At 60.0% G+C, this 15,393-nt stretch carries 14 protein-coding genes; 11 read left to right on the forward strand and 3 right to left on the reverse strand.

The features are described 5' to 3' along the window. Positions 1-108 precede the first annotated feature (108 nt). The 5 genes from ACQK2L_RS11360 to ACQK2L_RS11380 all read left to right on the forward strand — a co-directional run bounded on the left by ACQK2L_RS11360 (position 109) and on the right by ACQK2L_RS11380 (position 4,436). Positions 109-621 carry a hypothetical protein gene (locus ACQK2L_RS11360; RefSeq protein ID WP_425397082.1) on the forward strand — a complete coding sequence of 171 codons (513 nt, stop codon included), beginning with the start codon at positions 109-111 and terminating at the stop codon, positions 619-621. A 108-nt stretch (positions 622-729) separates the two neighbouring features. After that, positions 730-1,368 (forward strand): hypothetical protein, encoded by a 639-nt coding sequence (locus ACQK2L_RS11365; protein ID WP_425397083.1) that lies wholly within the window; start codon positions 730-732, stop codon positions 1,366-1,368. Positions 1,369-1,537: 169 nt separating this feature from the next. Next, positions 1,538-2,398, forward strand: a complete 861-nt coding sequence (locus tag ACQK2L_RS11370; protein WP_425397084.1) for an MlaE family ABC transporter permease — start codon at positions 1,538-1,540, stop codon at positions 2,396-2,398. After that, the gene (locus tag ACQK2L_RS11375; protein WP_425397085.1) at positions 2,395-3,255 is read left to right on the forward strand and encodes an ABC transporter ATP-binding protein; all 861 of its coding nucleotides are present in this window, start codon (positions 2,395-2,397) and stop codon (positions 3,253-3,255) included. The genes ACQK2L_RS11370 and ACQK2L_RS11375 overlap by 4 nt, the downstream gene beginning before the upstream one ends. A gap of 17 nt (positions 3,256-3,272) precedes the next feature. Next, positions 3,273-4,436, forward strand: a complete 1,164-nt coding sequence (locus ACQK2L_RS11380) for an MlaD family protein (RefSeq protein ID WP_425397086.1) — start codon at positions 3,273-3,275, stop codon at positions 4,434-4,436. A gap of 86 nt (positions 4,437-4,522) precedes the next feature. Here ACQK2L_RS11380 and ACQK2L_RS11385 read toward each other — a convergent pair whose 3' ends face one another. Beyond that, on the reverse strand, positions 4,523-5,140 hold the full coding sequence (locus tag ACQK2L_RS11385) for a PEGA domain-containing protein (protein ID WP_425397087.1): 618 nt from the start codon (positions 5,138-5,140) through the stop codon (positions 4,523-4,525). Between the two features lie 260 nt (positions 5,141-5,400). Here ACQK2L_RS11385 and ACQK2L_RS11390 point away from each other — a divergent pair, with 260 nt between their 5' ends. The 4 genes from ACQK2L_RS11390 to ACQK2L_RS11405 all read left to right on the forward strand — a co-directional run bounded on the left by ACQK2L_RS11390 (position 5,401) and on the right by ACQK2L_RS11405 (position 11,178). Continuing rightward, on the forward strand, positions 5,401-6,615 hold the full coding sequence (locus ACQK2L_RS11390) for a PP2C family protein-serine/threonine phosphatase (protein WP_425397088.1): 1,215 nt from the start codon (positions 5,401-5,403) through the stop codon (positions 6,613-6,615). Positions 6,616-6,752: 137 nt separating this feature from the next. Further along, positions 6,753-7,934, forward strand: a complete 1,182-nt coding sequence (locus ACQK2L_RS11395) for an LptF/LptG family permease (protein ID WP_425397089.1) — start codon at positions 6,753-6,755, stop codon at positions 7,932-7,934. A 180-nt stretch (positions 7,935-8,114) separates the two neighbouring features. Beyond that, positions 8,115-9,749 (forward strand): sensor histidine kinase, encoded by a 1,635-nt coding sequence (locus ACQK2L_RS11400; RefSeq protein WP_425397090.1) that lies wholly within the window; start codon positions 8,115-8,117, stop codon positions 9,747-9,749. Positions 9,750-9,822: 73 nt separating this feature from the next. After that, positions 9,823-11,178 (forward strand): sigma-54-dependent transcriptional regulator, encoded by a 1,356-nt coding sequence (locus ACQK2L_RS11405; protein ID WP_425397436.1) that lies wholly within the window; start codon positions 9,823-9,825, stop codon positions 11,176-11,178. Positions 11,179-11,237: 59 nt separating this feature from the next. Here ACQK2L_RS11405 and ACQK2L_RS11410 read toward each other — a convergent pair whose 3' ends face one another. Together ACQK2L_RS11410 and lexA are read right to left on the reverse strand one after the other, a co-directional pair. Beyond that, complete coding sequence (locus tag ACQK2L_RS11410) at positions 11,238-11,648, reverse strand: hypothetical protein (protein ID WP_425397091.1); 411 nt, start codon at positions 11,646-11,648, stop codon at positions 11,238-11,240. A 118-nt stretch (positions 11,649-11,766) separates the two neighbouring features. After that, on the reverse strand, positions 11,767-12,366 hold the full coding sequence (lexA, locus tag ACQK2L_RS11415) for a transcriptional repressor LexA (RefSeq protein ID WP_425397092.1): 600 nt from the start codon (positions 12,364-12,366) through the stop codon (positions 11,767-11,769). A gap of 291 nt (positions 12,367-12,657) precedes the next feature. Between lexA and ACQK2L_RS11420 the strand changes: the two genes are divergently transcribed. Then, on the forward strand, positions 12,658-14,178 hold the full coding sequence (locus ACQK2L_RS11420) for a trypsin-like peptidase domain-containing protein (protein ID WP_425397093.1): 1,521 nt from the start codon (positions 12,658-12,660) through the stop codon (positions 14,176-14,178). Beyond that, positions 14,175-15,317: a S1C family serine protease gene (locus tag ACQK2L_RS11425; protein WP_425397094.1), complete on the forward strand. Its 1,143-nt coding sequence runs from the start codon at positions 14,175-14,177 to the stop codon at positions 15,315-15,317. The genes ACQK2L_RS11420 and ACQK2L_RS11425 overlap by 4 nt, the downstream gene beginning before the upstream one ends. Positions 15,318-15,393 lie beyond the last annotated feature (76 nt).

The raw sequence follows: 15,393 nt of genomic DNA on the forward strand, positions 1-15,393 counted from the left end.
TAAAACTCAAAACCCCGCGACTGTTTTCAGTCGCGGGGTTTTTTCATGCAGTTCGCGCCTGGCGAATCTTGGATGCCACGAGGTTTCGGCTACGGTACAATGCGATGCATGTCCGAGCCCCAATCTCCCTTCGATGAGTCCGATGGCGATGACGATCCGCTCGACGAGGTCGCGCTACAGCCGGTGCGCAAGCCGCTGGAGCGGAAGTGGAGTTTCGTTGGGCTCGGCATTGCGCTGTTCATCCTGGTGTGGATTCGCGAATTCACCCGGATGTCGCCCACGGCCAGCATTGCCGCCGCTCTTTCGATACTGCTGGCTTGGATCGTGGTGCACTTGTTGGTGTTCACCAGGGTATCGCAGGTGTTGCTTGAGTTCATCGAGGATGGCGGCTACACGCAAGGCGCGGCGGAACATGGCACCGCGCGGTCCGCTGCCGAATACGATCGAACTGCGCGGCGTTGGCGGGGGTTGGCAATACGGCTGGCGGCCATCTTGGGGTTGGTGATCGGCATCTGGATTCCATTCTTGGTGCCGCTCTCGGCCATCGTACTAACGGTGCTGGTGCTCGTAGTCTTCTCGATCGCCTTTCTCGTCGAGTGGCTGGTTAGGCATCTGGCATAGAGATCTTAAGTCGTGGTGTTTGTCACCCCATTGCCATATACTTTCCGAGATTGTGGGATGCCGCGGGGCCGGGCTACTACTACTCAAAACGGATAGAGGGGGATTGCTATGAACGACAACCGCGACGAGGCACTTGCTCGAAAATGGGACGATCGCAAGTCGGAAATCATGGTCGACTTGCTGGGCGAGATGCACGACATCGTGATGCATGCGCTGATCCCCTACGCGATAGGGGGAGGGCTCGATCTGTACTACTATCCCAACGGCGTCAAAGGCACCGCTATCGCCACAAAAGAGCTGTGCGAATTGCCTGGTCAAGGTTCCTCGAACAAGCTTTTCGAGTCGTACGAACTAGTCATGTTTACCCGTTGCGAGCTGGACCTCGAGAAGGCCAGGGATGAGTCGTCAGGTTTTGGCAAGGCACATCGTTCAATCAATGCGCTCCTGAATCAAATCGCGCCTTACAGCGCAAATGCGACATTGAATCCTTTTGAGACGTGTGAGTTTCCTGAGAATATGGAGTCCGTGGGAGGAAAGTGTATGATCTTCGATGCCTATGGAATCGAGCATGAATTCTTGGAGGAGGGACATCGCGAGGAATTCGGTTTGCTTGCAGTTATCGAAGTGTTCCCTTGCGAGATGGAGTATGCGCGCCTGTGTGGCGGGGCGAAGCTCATTGATAAGCTCAAGTTTGCAGGAGTTTATCCCTATTCGGACCTGGATCGTCCCGTCGTTGCCAAGTTTTAGCGTCCGTGTAGATGCTGGTGTTGTCGTTGCTAGCACTCGCTAAGCTTTGCGCAATCGTTAAAATCGACTCAAGCCGCACCGCTTGGTGCGACGAAGAAGAACCTGAAGGCCTGCGCGTGCGCGCGGTGGTCTTCGTATCGCGACTTCCCCCCAACGCGAAACGTTTCCCATGTCCACTGGCTCCGCTAGCATCGATCGTCGCCCGCCCGGGTTCTTTGGCCGGTTGTCCGAGGGCGTTGCCGATATCGGTGAGATCACCCTGGCGTGGGTCGAGTCGGTGGGCGACATCACGCTGTTCGCCTGGCAGACGTTCGTCTGGATGTTCACCCGGCTGCCGCGCAAGGACACGCTGGTCTTTGCGTTCTACCAGATTGGCGTTCGCAGCTTGCCGGTCGTGGCGCTCACCGGAACGTTCATCGGCATGGTGCTGGCGGTGCAATCGTATTCCCAGTTCCGCGCGTTCGGGCTCGAAACGCAACTCGGTGCGGTGATCAACCGCTCGATGTTCCGCGAACTCGGCCCCGTGCTGGCGGCCACCATGCTGGCGGGTCGGGTTGGTAGCTCCGTGGCCGCCGAACTCGGCACGATGCGCGTTACTGAGCAGATCGACGCCCTGGTGGCGATGGGCGCGAACCCGATACGGTATCTCGTGGTGCCGCGATTCTTGGCTTGCTTGTTCATGATCCCCTCGCTCACCATCATGGCGGTGTTCATGGGTGTGGTGGGTGGTGGTTTCTACTGCACCTACGTGTTGGAGATCGACTCGTTCTACTACGTAAGCAACGCTCGCTACGCCGACGCCAACTGGGACCTGCTGTACGGGGTGTTCAAGAGCATCTTCTTCGGCGCCGCGATCGCCATCCTGAGTTGCTATCGCGGCTTCAACTGCCTGCCGGGCGCCGAAGGCGTAGGGCGTGCATCCACGGCGGCGTTCGTGCAGTCGTTCGTCGTGATCCTGGTGCTTGATTTACTGCTGAGCATCGCGCTGGATAATGTGTATTACTTCATTTGGCCGGAGTATGCACTATGAGCGAGTCTGCCAAGAAAACGCGATCTACCGAACCGCTCATCGCCGCGCGCGACCTGACCGTTCGGTTCGGGCGGCAAACGGTGCTGCGGAACGTGACCATTGAGGTGCCGCGCGGGCAAACGCTGGCCATTATAGGCGAGAGCGGTTGCGGCAAGACCGTACTCCTCAAATCGCTCATCGGATTGGTCCGGCCCGTCGCGGGCCACGTGGTGTACGACGGACAATCGATCGATACGCTGAACGACAAGCAGCTTACCGCCTTACGAACGCGCTATGGTTTCGTGTTTCAGAACGCCGCGCTGTTCGACAGTTTGACCATCGCCGACAACGTGGCATTCCCATTGCGCGAGCACCGCCGGATAGGGCAGGAGGAAGCCTACCACCAAGTCCGCGACGCTCTGGCGATGGTCGGTTTGCCGTCGACCGTCATGGTAAAACGCCCAGCCGAACTGTCGGGCGGAATGCGGAAGCGGGTGGGCCTGGCTCGAGCGATCATCATGGAGCCGGAGATCCTGCTGTACGACGAGCCTACCACCGGACTCGATCCGATCATGAGCGACGTGATCAACGAATTGATCATTCGTACGCGGGAGCAATCGGACGTCACCAGCATCGTGGTCACTCACGACATGACCAGCGCATTGAAGCTGGCCGACCGCATCGTGATGCTGTACCCCCTGGCCCGACTGGGCAAGGAGCAGTCGCAGGTCATCTTCGACGGCACCACCGATGAGATCGAGCGGTGCAAAGACAAACGCGTTGCGCAGTTCCTCCGAGGCGAAGCAGGCGAACGCTTGCAGGAGATGCGCGAAAGCCACGAATCCTCACGTATGCTCAGCGCGATGCAAGAGCGATGAGCACGGAGTAAGCGATCATGGACGAACGAAGAATGCAACGCCGGGTGGGCTGGGTGGTGCTGTTTACCATCACCTTCCTGGGCATCCTGCTGGTGATCAACAACCCGGCCGCCTCGCCGTTTAGCAGCCGCGGTTACGAAATCCAAATCGAAGTGCCGAGCGCTCCCGGCGTGGCGGTGAACACGCCGGTGCGAAAGGATGGCGTGTTGGTGGGACGCGTATCGGAATTGGAGTGGACCGATACAGGCGTGCTGCTCAAGGTGCGTATCAATCGCGATGTGGTGATCTACGAAAACGACAAGCCGCAGGTCGAACCGTCTAGCATCTTCGGCGACGCGGTAGTGACGTTCACCCGCAAGCCGGTGATCGAAGATCCCGACGGAGGGGCCATGTTTGCACCGCCTCAACCTGCCGGCGACAGCCGCAAGCCGATTCTGGCTGGATCGGTCGTCGAGGGAACAGTGACCGACGACCCGTTGACCGCCATTACCAAGTTGAATCAGAATCTCGGCCCGTCGATCGAGAAGCTGGGCGAAGCGGGCGAGAAGGTGGCCATCCTGGCCGACAAGATGAACCAGGCTCTCGGCGAAGACATCAGTGGCACACGGATCGCCCAAGTACTCGACGAGGCGACGCTCACACTGCAGGATTTCCGCCGCACGACGAACAACTTCGACCAGCTACTAGCCGACGAGGAACTGCGCGGCCAGTTGAGCGGCGCGCTGCGGGAGTTCCCCGGCCTGATGACCGATGCGCGGACTACGTTGCAGGGTGCAGGGCAGACGCTGGCCAACTTCGACCAGGTGATCGCTAGCGCCGATCGCAACTTGCGGCACATCGAAGGCCTGACAGCGCCTTTGGGCGAGCAGGGCGAGGAGATCAGTGACCTCTTGCTGTCGTCCGTCGACAACCTCGACATCGTGATGAAGGACATGTCGCGCTTCGCCGCCTCGCTGAACCAAGGCGAGGGCCTGCTGGGGCGGTTGGTCCGCGATAAGAAGCTGAGCAACGATGTCGATCTCTTGCTGCGTAACGCCAATGTGCTGGTGTACAACGTCAACGAACGCGTACACACCGACCTGGAGCCCATCGTCTACAACATCAAAGTTTTCACCGACAAGATCGCGCGTGAACCAGGACGCATTATCGGTGGTGCGTTGAATCCCAGCATCGTGAAGTAGGAACTGCAAATTGCAGAATGCAAATTGAGAATTGCAAAATGCAAGTTAAGCAATAGCTGACGAGCTACGCCTCGTCGGAAATCAGCCTACGGAAACGAACTCGGCGGTGCTGGAGACGGTTGATTCAGCGGCATCGTTTGCGGGCTGAATCCACCTGGTGGTGCGAGCGGCATCGAGGGGCTGCCTACGAACGGCGAGCCAGTGTTCGGTACGCCCGGCTCCGGCATCACCGGCGGCACATTGCCCGAGGCTGGTATCACCTGGCCCGACATCGTGCGGCTGCGAAGTTCCTCGCCGCGGCGTATCACTTCTTCCGTTGGAATCATCATCTGCGGCTGCAGGTTGAAGCTCACGGTACGGTTATCGCGAATCTTGTGCATTGCGAAGTTGTCGCTAATGAAGTCGAGCGGCGGCACCTGGTACCAGGGCGCCGGGATCGGTTGGTTGATCGTGAGTGTCTCGTAGCCCGACTTGATGAGGCGAATCTCTCGCGTGCCATAGTAAGTGAAGTCGACCGAGCAGGGCGTGGTGCCGATCACCTGGTTGTCTACATAGACCAACGCACCGGGTGGATTGCTTCGCACGGTCAGCCGACGTCGCACGCAACCCGTGGTTGTCATCAACACCAACAACAGCAGCAGCAACTGCGCAGCACGCGGCTTCGGCGAGTGTTGGCCGTTGGTGCAGTGCTTACTCTTGTGCATCGACAAGTCGCAGGGGGAGAAGAAAACGCCACCAGGATCAGGGCGGCGGAGTATAGCGGCCAGTTGCGATTCGCTGCCAGAGCGAATGGTGTGCTAGCAATACCCGTCGTTGCGTGCTGTGAAATTTGGCCGCGGAAGACCGCTACGGCCCCTCAGGACGCTGTAAAAAGTGGTTCGCTATCACTTTGCACGTCAAGCGGTTAAGATGGTTGATAGCATCCAAGGTCTCTGCCCGACCGCCATTTCAGTTCCTCTTGTCCATGACCATCCCCAAGACAATTTCTCCCGACGTGAGCACCTTCGAGGTCCACCACGCAGCCCTTTCCGACTTGGGCATGCGGCGGGCGAATAACCAGGATGCGATGGCGGTGGCCAAGTCCGAAGAGCCGCAATGGCAGTCGCGGGGGCACTTCTTCATGGTGGCCGACGGCATGGGCGCGCACGCGGCGGGCGAGCTTGCCAGCAAGTTGGCCGTCGACAATGTGCCGCACACGTATCAGAAACTACGTTCGCTCACGCCGCCTGCTGCCTTGCGACAAGCCGTACACAAAGCGAACAAGCTGATCTTCGACAAAGGCCAATCGGCCGCCGAGTTCAACGGCATGGGCACCACGTGCAGTTGCCTGGTGCTGCTGCCCAACGCGGCCTTGATCGCTCACGTGGGCGATAGCCGCGTTTATCGTTTGCGTTGCAACGATCTGGAGCAGTTGACGTTCGACCACAGCCTGGTGTGGGAAATGGCCGCGGCCAGCGATACGGCCGACGAGAACGTGCCGGCCTGCATTCCCAAGAACGTGATCACCCGCTCGCTGGGTCCGCACCCGATGGTGAACGTCGACCTCGAAGGGCCGTACGACGTGTGCCCCGGCGACAAATTCCTGTTGTGCAGCGACGGGCTGACCGGCGTGGTGGATAATGACCTGATTGCCACATTGCTGCAGAGCCTGGAGCCCCAGGAGGCGGCAGCCACGTTGGTGGATATCGCCAACCTGCGTGGTGGGCCCGACAACATCACCGTGATCGTGGCGCAAGTGGCAGGCGACAACACCCAGGTGTGCGCCGAAAACGGCAAGCCTGCTTGCTGCGATGACAAGAACGAGCGGTCATGGCTCGGTAAGCTATTCGGATGGATCTTCGGCGGCACCGCTGGGCCGCAGGCGTACCACGAGTTGGGAGGTCCTTACGGCAACGGACCCTATCGCCACTACGAGAGCCATCCGGCAACCACAGCCGTGGAAATGGCCGGTTTGTGCCGCGAGTTGGCCGAACTCGAGCACGCCGAGCATTCGCCACTTCATGGCTGCGACGACATCAACTGGTCGGCGTTTCACCAGCAGTGCAGCGAGGCGCAAAAGGCGGGGGACGCGAAGGAGCCCACCCGGGCGATCCAACTCTACGCCCAGGCCATTCGTACGCTGATGGACGAGGTTCGTCGCCACGACGCTTCGGCCACCAACGAAGACAGCGTGGTGTAAGCTGGCGCGGCGGGCGTACTGATCCGATGCCGGTAGTGCTAGCACGCGGAGAACTGTCGTTTTCTTAGTTCGCGCGGCCTGCTACAGTCCCGCCAGCACTTCTATCTTCGAATTTCCCCCGCATTGGTCCCCCGGCTGTGCGCATCCTTACCAAGTACGTCCTCAGCGAACTGCTCAAGGTGTTCTTCATTACGCTTGGCGTGATGACGCTGATGATGTTCGTGGGCCTGCTGGGCAAAAAAGCGGTCGACGTGGGGTTGGGGCTGGGCGGACTGCTGCAACTGACGCCCTACATCCTGCCCGAGGCAATGCAGTTCACGCTGCCCGGCGCGCTGCTCTTAGCGGTAACCGGCGTGTATGGCCGGATGTCGAGTTCCAACGAGTTGGTGGCCGTCAAATCGATGGGCATTTCGCCGATGGTGATGGTGTGGCCTACGCTGGTGTTGTCGGTATTGGTGAGTTTCACCGCAGTGTGGCTGAACGACTTGGCCGTCTCGTGGGGCCGCCGTGGTCAACAACGGGTGATCCTCGAATCGATGGAAGCAATCGCCTATGGCCAGCTGCGCACGCGAGGAAGTTTCGAGTACCGCGATTTCACGATGCACGTTGCCGGTGTCGAGGGCCGCACGCTGATCAGTCCCCAGATTCTGATCAAGAACCCGGGCGATGTCCCGGAAGGACTGACGGCCGAGTCTGCCGAGTTTACCGCGGACACCGACAATGGCAAGCTAGCTATCCGGATGCGGAACCCGGAAGTTGAGGGGAAGGTCTTTCGCGGTTATCAGCCGGGCGTGTTCGAGCAGGATTTTTCCCTGGACGAACTGATGGATCTCAAGGATCGCCGCCGCAGCCCATCGGACTACGCGTTGGCCGAAATTGGCGACGCCAAGCAGGAAGAGCAAGAGAAGATTCGCAAAGTTGAACAGGACATGAGCACCGAAGCCGCTTTTGCCATGCTGACTGGCGAGTTTGACGAACTGTCCGACAACGCCTGGCGGTCGCAGGAGCGGGCGATTCAACACTCTCAAAACCGCCTGAACCGCTTCTACACCGAGCCATACCGCCGCTGGTCGAATGGCTTTAGCTGCCTGGCGTTCGTGGCGGTGGGCATTCCCGTGGCCGTGTGGCTCCGCAAAGGCGAGATGTTGGCCAGCTTCTTCGCCTGCTTCATGCCGATTCTGATCGTGTACTATCCCATGCTGATCGGCACCGTCGAGGCTGCCAAAAAGGGGAACCTGCCGCCGCAGTGCGTCTGGCTGGGTAATTTCGTGCTACTCCTAATCGGCGCCTACTTGATGCGCCGGGAAGTACGGCACTAAGGGGCGTTACCGCTTTAACGCCGAAGCATTGCTAGCACTTGTGCAATCTGTTCTTGCCGCTGTTTGGCGAACGTTGGTACACTTCGCCTTGGTGGACTCATGGACGAGCCCACGACGCGTACTACGTGGTCGGCGACCGGAACCGCCGCCACGCTCGTCGTTGCGACAAGGAGGTCGCCGTTGATCTCGCACTGGCCGATACGCCTGAAACTTCGTGTAGGACTCGGCTTGATGGCCGTGAGTCTCTGCCTGTTGTTCGGCGCTGCGCTGTACGGACTGTACGCCTATCGCGGTCTGGTGAAGAGCCTGAGCGCGCGGTCGCAGGAACTTCCGTTGGCCGACCAACTCAGCACGCACGTTGGGAACCTCCGCGTGATCCTGGCCGAAGCCAAGCAGCGGCTCAATAGCCACAACGAAATCGAGTTCCACAACATCCAGCCGCTGGGCGATGGGGAGCTGTCGGACCAACTCGAAGCGAAGAACGAGACCCAGTTGGCCGTGTTCCGAGAACGCTACCGACAAGAGTTCGACGAGTTCACCCTGACACTCGACTCCTACTGCGATCGCCTGGACGCCAACAGCCGGAGGGCAGGGGCTCGCATTGGCGACGACCAAGCGGAGCGGGCCACGATCCAACAGATCCGAGCCCTGCTCGATCAACTCGAGCAGGATCATCCGCTGGAAGACTGGGTGCACGACGACCTGACCACGCTGGAAGGCAAGATCGATCAACTTCGCCAACTGGCTGGCGAACTGCCCAGCCACTTGCACAAGCGGCTACAGCGCTTGGCGGGTGAAGTGAAAACTCAGTATCGCTTTGCTATCCCACTGGCGTGGATCACGTTTGTGCTCTCCGGCGTGGTGATGGGCATGGCGATTGTCGTGTTCCGCAAGACCATCGCTCGACCACTGCATACCCTGGTCGCCGGATCACGCCGCGTAGCGGCGGGCGACTTTCAGCACCGCATTGAGCTCGATACTCGTGACGAGATGGGCGAGTTGGCCGTGGCCATGAACGACATGACCGCTCGGTTCCAGGAAACGCGCGACGACCTCGACCGTCAGGTGCAGGACCGCACTCGCGAAGTGGTACGCAGCGAGCAACTGGCCAGCGTCGGCTTTCTGGCCGCCGGCGTGGCGCACGAGATCAACAATCCGCTGCAATCGATCGCCTTGTGTAGCGAATCGCTCGAGGGTCGCGTGAAGCAAATTTTCGGCGACGACGTCGACGAGCCCTCGCCGGAACGTGCGGTGGTGATCAGCTACCTGGAGATGATCCAGAAGGAAGCGTTCCGCTGCAAACAAATCACGGAGAAGCTGCTCGACTTCTCCCGCATGGGCGACTCCAAACGCCACGCCACCGAACTACGCGACCTGGTTGCCGGCGTGATCGAGATGCTGCAGCACCTGGGACGGTACAACAACAAGCATGTCCGGCTCGAGCCGGGCGAGCCCGTGATTGCCGACGTTAATCCGCAGGAAATGAAGCAGGTGGTGCTGAACCTGATCACCAACGGGCTCGACAGCCTGGACGAAGGCGGCGAGGTAACCGTGGCCGTCGATCGCGAGGGTGGCGAAGCTCGCATCGTGGTTCGCGATCAGGGCTGCGGCATGACCGACGAGGTGATCAAGCACTTGTTCGAACCGTTCTTTACCCGCCGACGAGGAGGGCAAGGCACCGGGCTCGGACTGTCGATCACCTATCGCATCGTCAACGAACACGGCGGTCGCATCATCGCCACCAGCGAAGGGCTGAACCAAGGTTCGCAGTTCGTGGTCACGCTACCTGCCACGCCACTCGCCCACGCCGCATGAGTAAGTTACATTCCCTCACGCCAGACGTTTAACGCTTAGAACCTCCATGAAATCCGAAGACAAACCTCAGGGGCTGACCATGCTGTTCGCGGACGATGAGCGTTCGCTGCAGGAAATTATGAAGCTCGAGTTGCCGCTCATGGGTCATCGGGTCACGGTCTGCCCCGACGGACTCACTGCCGCGGCGGCGCTGGAGAAGGAAAACTTCGACTGCATCCTGGTCGACCTCGACATGCCTGGCATGAGTGGCATCGACGTGATTGCCAAGGCCAAGGACCTCTGTCCCAGCACCGAAGCCATCGTGCTCACAGGCAAGGGAACCGTCGACACGGCGATTGCCGCGCTGCGGCACGGGGCGTTCGACTACCTGACCAAACCGTGCACGATGGTCGAGCTCGAAGCCCTGCTCAAGCGCGTGCAGAACAAGCGCGAGCTGACCAACAAATACTACGCACTGGTGCATCGGCTCAAGAACATCGAAGGCACGCCCAAGCTGATCGGCGACACGCCGGGCATGAAGCAGGTGCAGACGATGATCACCAAGGTGGCGCCGACCGACTCAACGGTGCTCATCCTCGGCGAAACAGGCACCGGCAAGGAACTGGTCGCCCGCGCAGTGCACGAAAACAGCACCCGCGCCGGCAAGCCGTTCGTGGCGGTGAATTGCGGCGCGCTGCCCGAGACGTTGATCGAGAGCGAACTGTTCGGCCACGCCAAGGGTTCGTTCACCGGCGCAGACGATCATCGCACCGGCCTGTTCGAAGTGGCCGCTGGCGGGACAATTTTCCTGGACGAGATTGGCGAGTTGCCCAAGAGCATGCAGGCGAAGCTGCTGCGGGTGTTGGAGAGTCGCGAGATCCGTCGGGTGGGCGAAAATAAGACGGTCACCGTCGATGTGCGCGTGGTATGCGCGACGCATCGCAACCTGGAAGAGATGGTGGCCGAAGAAGAGTTCCGCGAAGACCTGATGTACCGCATCAACACGTTTGAGATTCACCTGCCGTCGCTGCGGGAACGGATCGACGACATTCCGCAACTGGCCGGGCACTTGCTGCGAAGGTTCCGCCCGTCGGGCAAGGCGTTCGATCACGAACTAACCGACGGTGCAGTGCAAGCGCTCAAGGCCCACGTCTGGCCGGGCAACGTGCGGGAGCTGGCCAACGTGATCGAGCATGCCACGATCCTGTGCGACGCGGGCCCCATCGATACCGAGCACCTGCCGCAACACTTCAACCGTCGCCAACTCAATGCCGGCGCCAAGGCCCAACTTGGCCCGATGACGTTACGCGAACTGGAGATGGAAGCCATCCACCAATCGCTCGACCGCCACGATGGCAACAAACCCAAAGCGGCCGAAGAACTCGGCATCAGCCTCAAGACGCTCTACAACAAGCTGAACCAGAACAGCGGCTTGGAGAAGACGGCGTAGTTGTGAATCAGTCGCGGATTGGCGCGGATCTTGGTGGATGGACGCGGATCAGACGTCGACTAAGCGTCAATCCAATGGAGTCCGCCCCCGCCGAATTCGCTAGTCTGGTAGAACGATTGCGCAGCGATGATCGCTGTGTCCAAATCGAGAATCCAGTGTTTGGGATAGTCTCCCACTTGTCCACCGACCAACAACTGCTCGTCTAGTCCATCGCTCTCTGGTAGACGAACCACCGTAGGAAAGCGATCGTTGTTGATCGAGCCGGTAACGAGGTAGCGCCCGTTTCCTCCGCCAACTGCCAACCACGTTTCGACATTGGCCACGTTGGGTATCAGATACAGATCGTTGCGACTTTGCCCGTCGAGTTCTCGAATCGACTTGGAGACTTGCCCCCAGGTTGGATTTGAAACCTCAATACGATCCAGGCCACCACGCTGCCAAGCACAAATAGTGAGAAGTTCGATGGCCACAGATTGCTCCCGGCCATGAGAGTCCAAGGCTTGGAATTGCAAAACGGCGCAACTAATTCTGATCCGCGCGCATCCGCCAAGATCAGCGCTAATCCGCGTCTAATCCAAATCTGCAACTCTACAGCTTGCGGATCACCCCCGTCACCACGCCGAGCACTTGGACGTCGCGGGAGTAGATCGGTTTCATGCTGCTGTTGGCTGGTTGCAGGCGGACGCGGTTGGCTTCGGGAAACCAGTACTTCAGCGTCGCTTCGCCTTCGCCGGTTTGGGCGACGACGATGTCGCCCTTGTGGGCGGTGCGGGCTTTGCGGCAGATGACGATGTCACCATCGGCGATCTGGGCCTCGATCATCGAGTCGCCCTTCACCCGCAGGGCGAAGTGGGCCTTCTTGGGCGGGAACCAGGATTCGAAATCGAACCGTTCGGCGTCTTCGATGGCCTCGGTCAGGCTGCCGGCGGCGATCTGTCCCAGCAGCGGCAAGCCTTCTTCGGCCAACACGGCCTCGGAAAGCTGAATGGCCCGCGACATGTTCGGCTCGCGGTGGATCAGCCCCTTCTTTTCGAGAGCTTTCAGATGGCACATCACCCCGTTGGGCGAGGCGATCTCGAAATAGTCGCCGATCTCCCGTACCGTCGGGCCGTAGCCCCGGTTCTCGATCTTATCCTTAATGAACTCGAAAACTTCTTTCTGGCGGGGGGTGAGCTGGTCGAGCAGCATGATCGAAACGCCTTTGCGGGGGTGGTGAAGGTTGGTTTTAGGGGGCGATCTGGTAGGATTTCGCCACCCGTGTGAGTAAACTGGATAGGTGGGGCCGCTGGCAAGCGGCCGCCCAACATCTTGAATTATGTACAGTATGTAATATACGGGCGTACATTTTCAAGAGCAAGCTGCCGTTTTTCGGCAGAAATCCCGCTGCGCGCTGTTTGTCCTCTTTCGCTGGCGACCATAGAATTGCCGCAGACCGCCCCGCCCCCACCTTCCCATCCGATGTGCTGTTGGAGTCTCCCTATGAAATGGAGTCCATTGTTCGCGGTGCCGCTATTCGCGTTGGCGATGTTGCTGCTCGCCGATTCGTCGTTGGCCCAGGAGCCGGCTGCTAGCGCCGACCAGCCCACAGAAGAACAAACCGAGCAAGCTCCTGCGGAGCCTGAGCAGAAGCCGGAGGCCGACAAGCCAGAACAACCTGCGCCGGAGAAAGCGGAGGAAACTAAACCAGAGCCCAAGGCCGAAGAGTCGAAACCGGAAGAACCAAAGCCCGAAGAACCAAAGTCGGAAGAGCTAAAGTCCGAGGAGCCAAAGAGCGAGGACAAGCCGGCTGAGCCGGAAATGAAGGAAGAGCCTAAGGAAGAAAGCAAACCAGAAGAGAAGTCCGACGAGCCGGAGAAGAAGGACGACAGCAAGCAAGACGAGGACGCTGACAAGAGTCCCGATGAGAAAGAGGAGCCAAAGAAGGAGGACTCCCAGGAAGAGGAGCCCAAGAAGGACGAGAAGAAAGACGACGAGAAGAAATCGAAAGAGCCGGAGTACAAACCGGTCGAATGGGATGAGAACGTCGAGAAGGTACTCACGCAGAAGTACCCCAAGAACGTTTCCGACTTGAAGGTCATACAGAGGCAGACGCAGCGCGTGATCGAGCACGTTCGGCCCGCGGTGGTTTCGGTCCGCGTTGGTCAGGCGTTCGGTAGTGCTGTGATTGTGAGCCCCGACGGACTGGTGCTCACCGCCGGTCATGTAGTCGGCAAGCCGGGGCAGCCGGTGGTGTTCATCTTCGAGGATGGCCGCACCGCCAAAGGCAAAACGCTCGGCATGTTCCGCGAGATCGATAGCGGCATGATGCAAATCACCGACCCGGGGCCTTGGCCATACGTGAAGATGGCTAAGGAAAACAACCTGAAGACCGGTGAGTGGGTCGTGGTGATGAGCCACCCAGGCGGTTTCGATCCCGAGCGAACTCCGCCGGTGCGATTGGGCCGCGTGCTGTTTGCCAACGATCAGGTGATCAGCACCGACTGCACGCTGGTGGGTGGCGACTCGGGCGGAGCGTTGTTCAACATGCACGGCGACGTGGTGGGCATCAACAGCCGCATCGGTCGCCGCATCACCGACAACTTCCACGTGCCGATCGGAACCTACCACAGCACCTGGGACCGCCTGGTCGCTGGCGAGTCGTGGGGTGCGCCGCTCGGTGGCACTGAGCAACAAGCAGAAGCCCGGCCGCTGCTCGGCGCTGCCGGCAATCCCAACGACGAGGAGTGCAAGCTGTCGCAAGTGTTCCCCGGCATGCCTGCGGCACGGGCTGGGTTGAAAGTGGGCGACGTGGTTCGCACCTTTAACGGCGAGGACGTCGAGACATTCGACGACCTGGTGAAGAAAGTTTACAGCCGCCAGCCTGGCGACACGGTGAAACTGCAAATCGCCCGCGGCGATGAAACCGTCGACGTGGAGTTGCGACTGGGCATGGCCCGCACCCCATTGCCGGGTAGCGCCGACATGCCGAAAGGTTCGAAGGAAAAGGAGCAAAAGTCATGAAACCGTTGCAAGTTCCTTTCGGTTGGCTCTTGGCCGCGATCGTGGTTTGTCTGAGTGCTCCCACTCTGTCGCAGGCTCAAGAGCGCGATCCGCTGCAGCAGGCGGGCGATGCGTTTCGCAATGCGATGCGGCGGGTAATGATTCCCAACTCCAGCTTGACCGACGGCCCGCAGGTCCGCCGCGCGTTCCGCGAGACGATTGCCGAAGCAGCCGCGGCTACCGTGTCGGTGCGCTCCGATGGCAAACAAGTAGCGCTCGGCGGCATCGTGGGCAGCGATGGTTGGGTGATTACCAAGGCCGATCAGCTCGATGGTCCCGTCTCCTGCAAGTTGAAGGACGGCCGCGAGTTCGATGCCCGCGTGGTGGGTGTCGATCGGGCGTACGACATGGCAATGCTGAAGATCGACGCCAAGGACCTGCCTGTGCTGAAGATGAAGCGCGACGACGACGCCGAGGTAGGCGAGTGGATCGCCACTGTGTCGTCGGGTCGCGATCCTGTGGCGGTCGGTATCGTGTCGGTCGACACCCGGCGAATCCGCCCTCAGCGTGGCTGGTTGGGCATTCAAATGGACACCTCGACCAACAAGCCGCGGATCGCGCTGGTGTACGAAGGATCGGCCGCCGAAGCCGCCGGTCTGCTGGTGAACGATCAGATCCTGAAGATCAACGGCGAGAAGACACCGACCCGCGAGAAGCTGGTTCGGACCATCGGCAAGTACACTGCCGGCGACGACATCGAGATGGAAGTGCAGCGTGGCAGCGAGCAGGTGACCTTGAAAGCGGAGCTTACTCCGCCGGTTAAGGGTATGCCGAACGATCGCCGCATGATGCAGAACAACTTGGGTAGCAAGCTGAGTGATCGCCGCTTCGGCTTCGACAACGCGTTCCAGCACGATACGGTGCTCAAGCCCGAAGACTGTGGCGGCCCGTTGGTCGACCTGGAAGGCCGCGTGGTGGGCTTCAACATCGCCCGCAGTGGTCGCACCGAAAGTTACGCGGTGCCGGCCAACGTGGCGATCACGCGGTTTTACGATCTGATGTCGGGCAACCTCTCGCCGGCCGACGTGGTGGACGTAGATCCCCAGCCGGAACCTTCGGAGGATGAGGAGAAGGTGAAAGAGGAAGCGGCGGCCGAGTAGGTCGTCGCCATGCGAATCTCAGAGCGGACCAGGCCTGCCTGCTCGAACGGTGATTGAACTCGTGGCAGTTCCCTGG

Origin of the sequence: Aeoliella sp. (assembly GCF_965227375.1) — a bacterium.
Lineage (GTDB): Bacteria > Planctomycetota > Planctomycetia > Pirellulales > Lacipirellulaceae > Aeoliella.

Coding starts and splice junctions, on each gene's coding strand:
- lexA (WP_425397092.1), bottom strand. CDS start 12,366: ATGCTGCTCGACCAGCTCACCCCCCGCCAGAAAGAAGTTTTCGAGTTC.
- ACQK2L_RS11390 (WP_425397088.1), top strand. CDS start 5,401: ATGACCATCCCCAAGACAATTTCTCCCGACGTGAGCACCTTCGAGGTC.
- ACQK2L_RS11360 (WP_425397082.1), top strand. CDS start 109: ATGTCCGAGCCCCAATCTCCCTTCGATGAGTCCGATGGCGATGACGAT.
- ACQK2L_RS11425 (WP_425397094.1), top strand. CDS start 14,175: ATGAAACCGTTGCAAGTTCCTTTCGGTTGGCTCTTGGCCGCGATCGTG.
- ACQK2L_RS11370 (WP_425397084.1), top strand. CDS start 1,538: ATGTCCACTGGCTCCGCTAGCATCGATCGTCGCCCGCCCGGGTTCTTT.
- ACQK2L_RS11385 (WP_425397087.1), bottom strand. CDS start 5,140: ATGCACAAGAGTAAGCACTGCACCAACGGCCAACACTCGCCGAAGCCG.
- ACQK2L_RS11420 (WP_425397093.1), top strand. CDS start 12,658: ATGAAATGGAGTCCATTGTTCGCGGTGCCGCTATTCGCGTTGGCGATG.
- ACQK2L_RS11375 (WP_425397085.1), top strand. CDS start 2,395: ATGAGCGAGTCTGCCAAGAAAACGCGATCTACCGAACCGCTCATCGCC.
- ACQK2L_RS11380 (WP_425397086.1), top strand. CDS start 3,273: ATGGACGAACGAAGAATGCAACGCCGGGTGGGCTGGGTGGTGCTGTTT.
- ACQK2L_RS11365 (WP_425397083.1), top strand. CDS start 730: ATGAACGACAACCGCGACGAGGCACTTGCTCGAAAATGGGACGATCGC.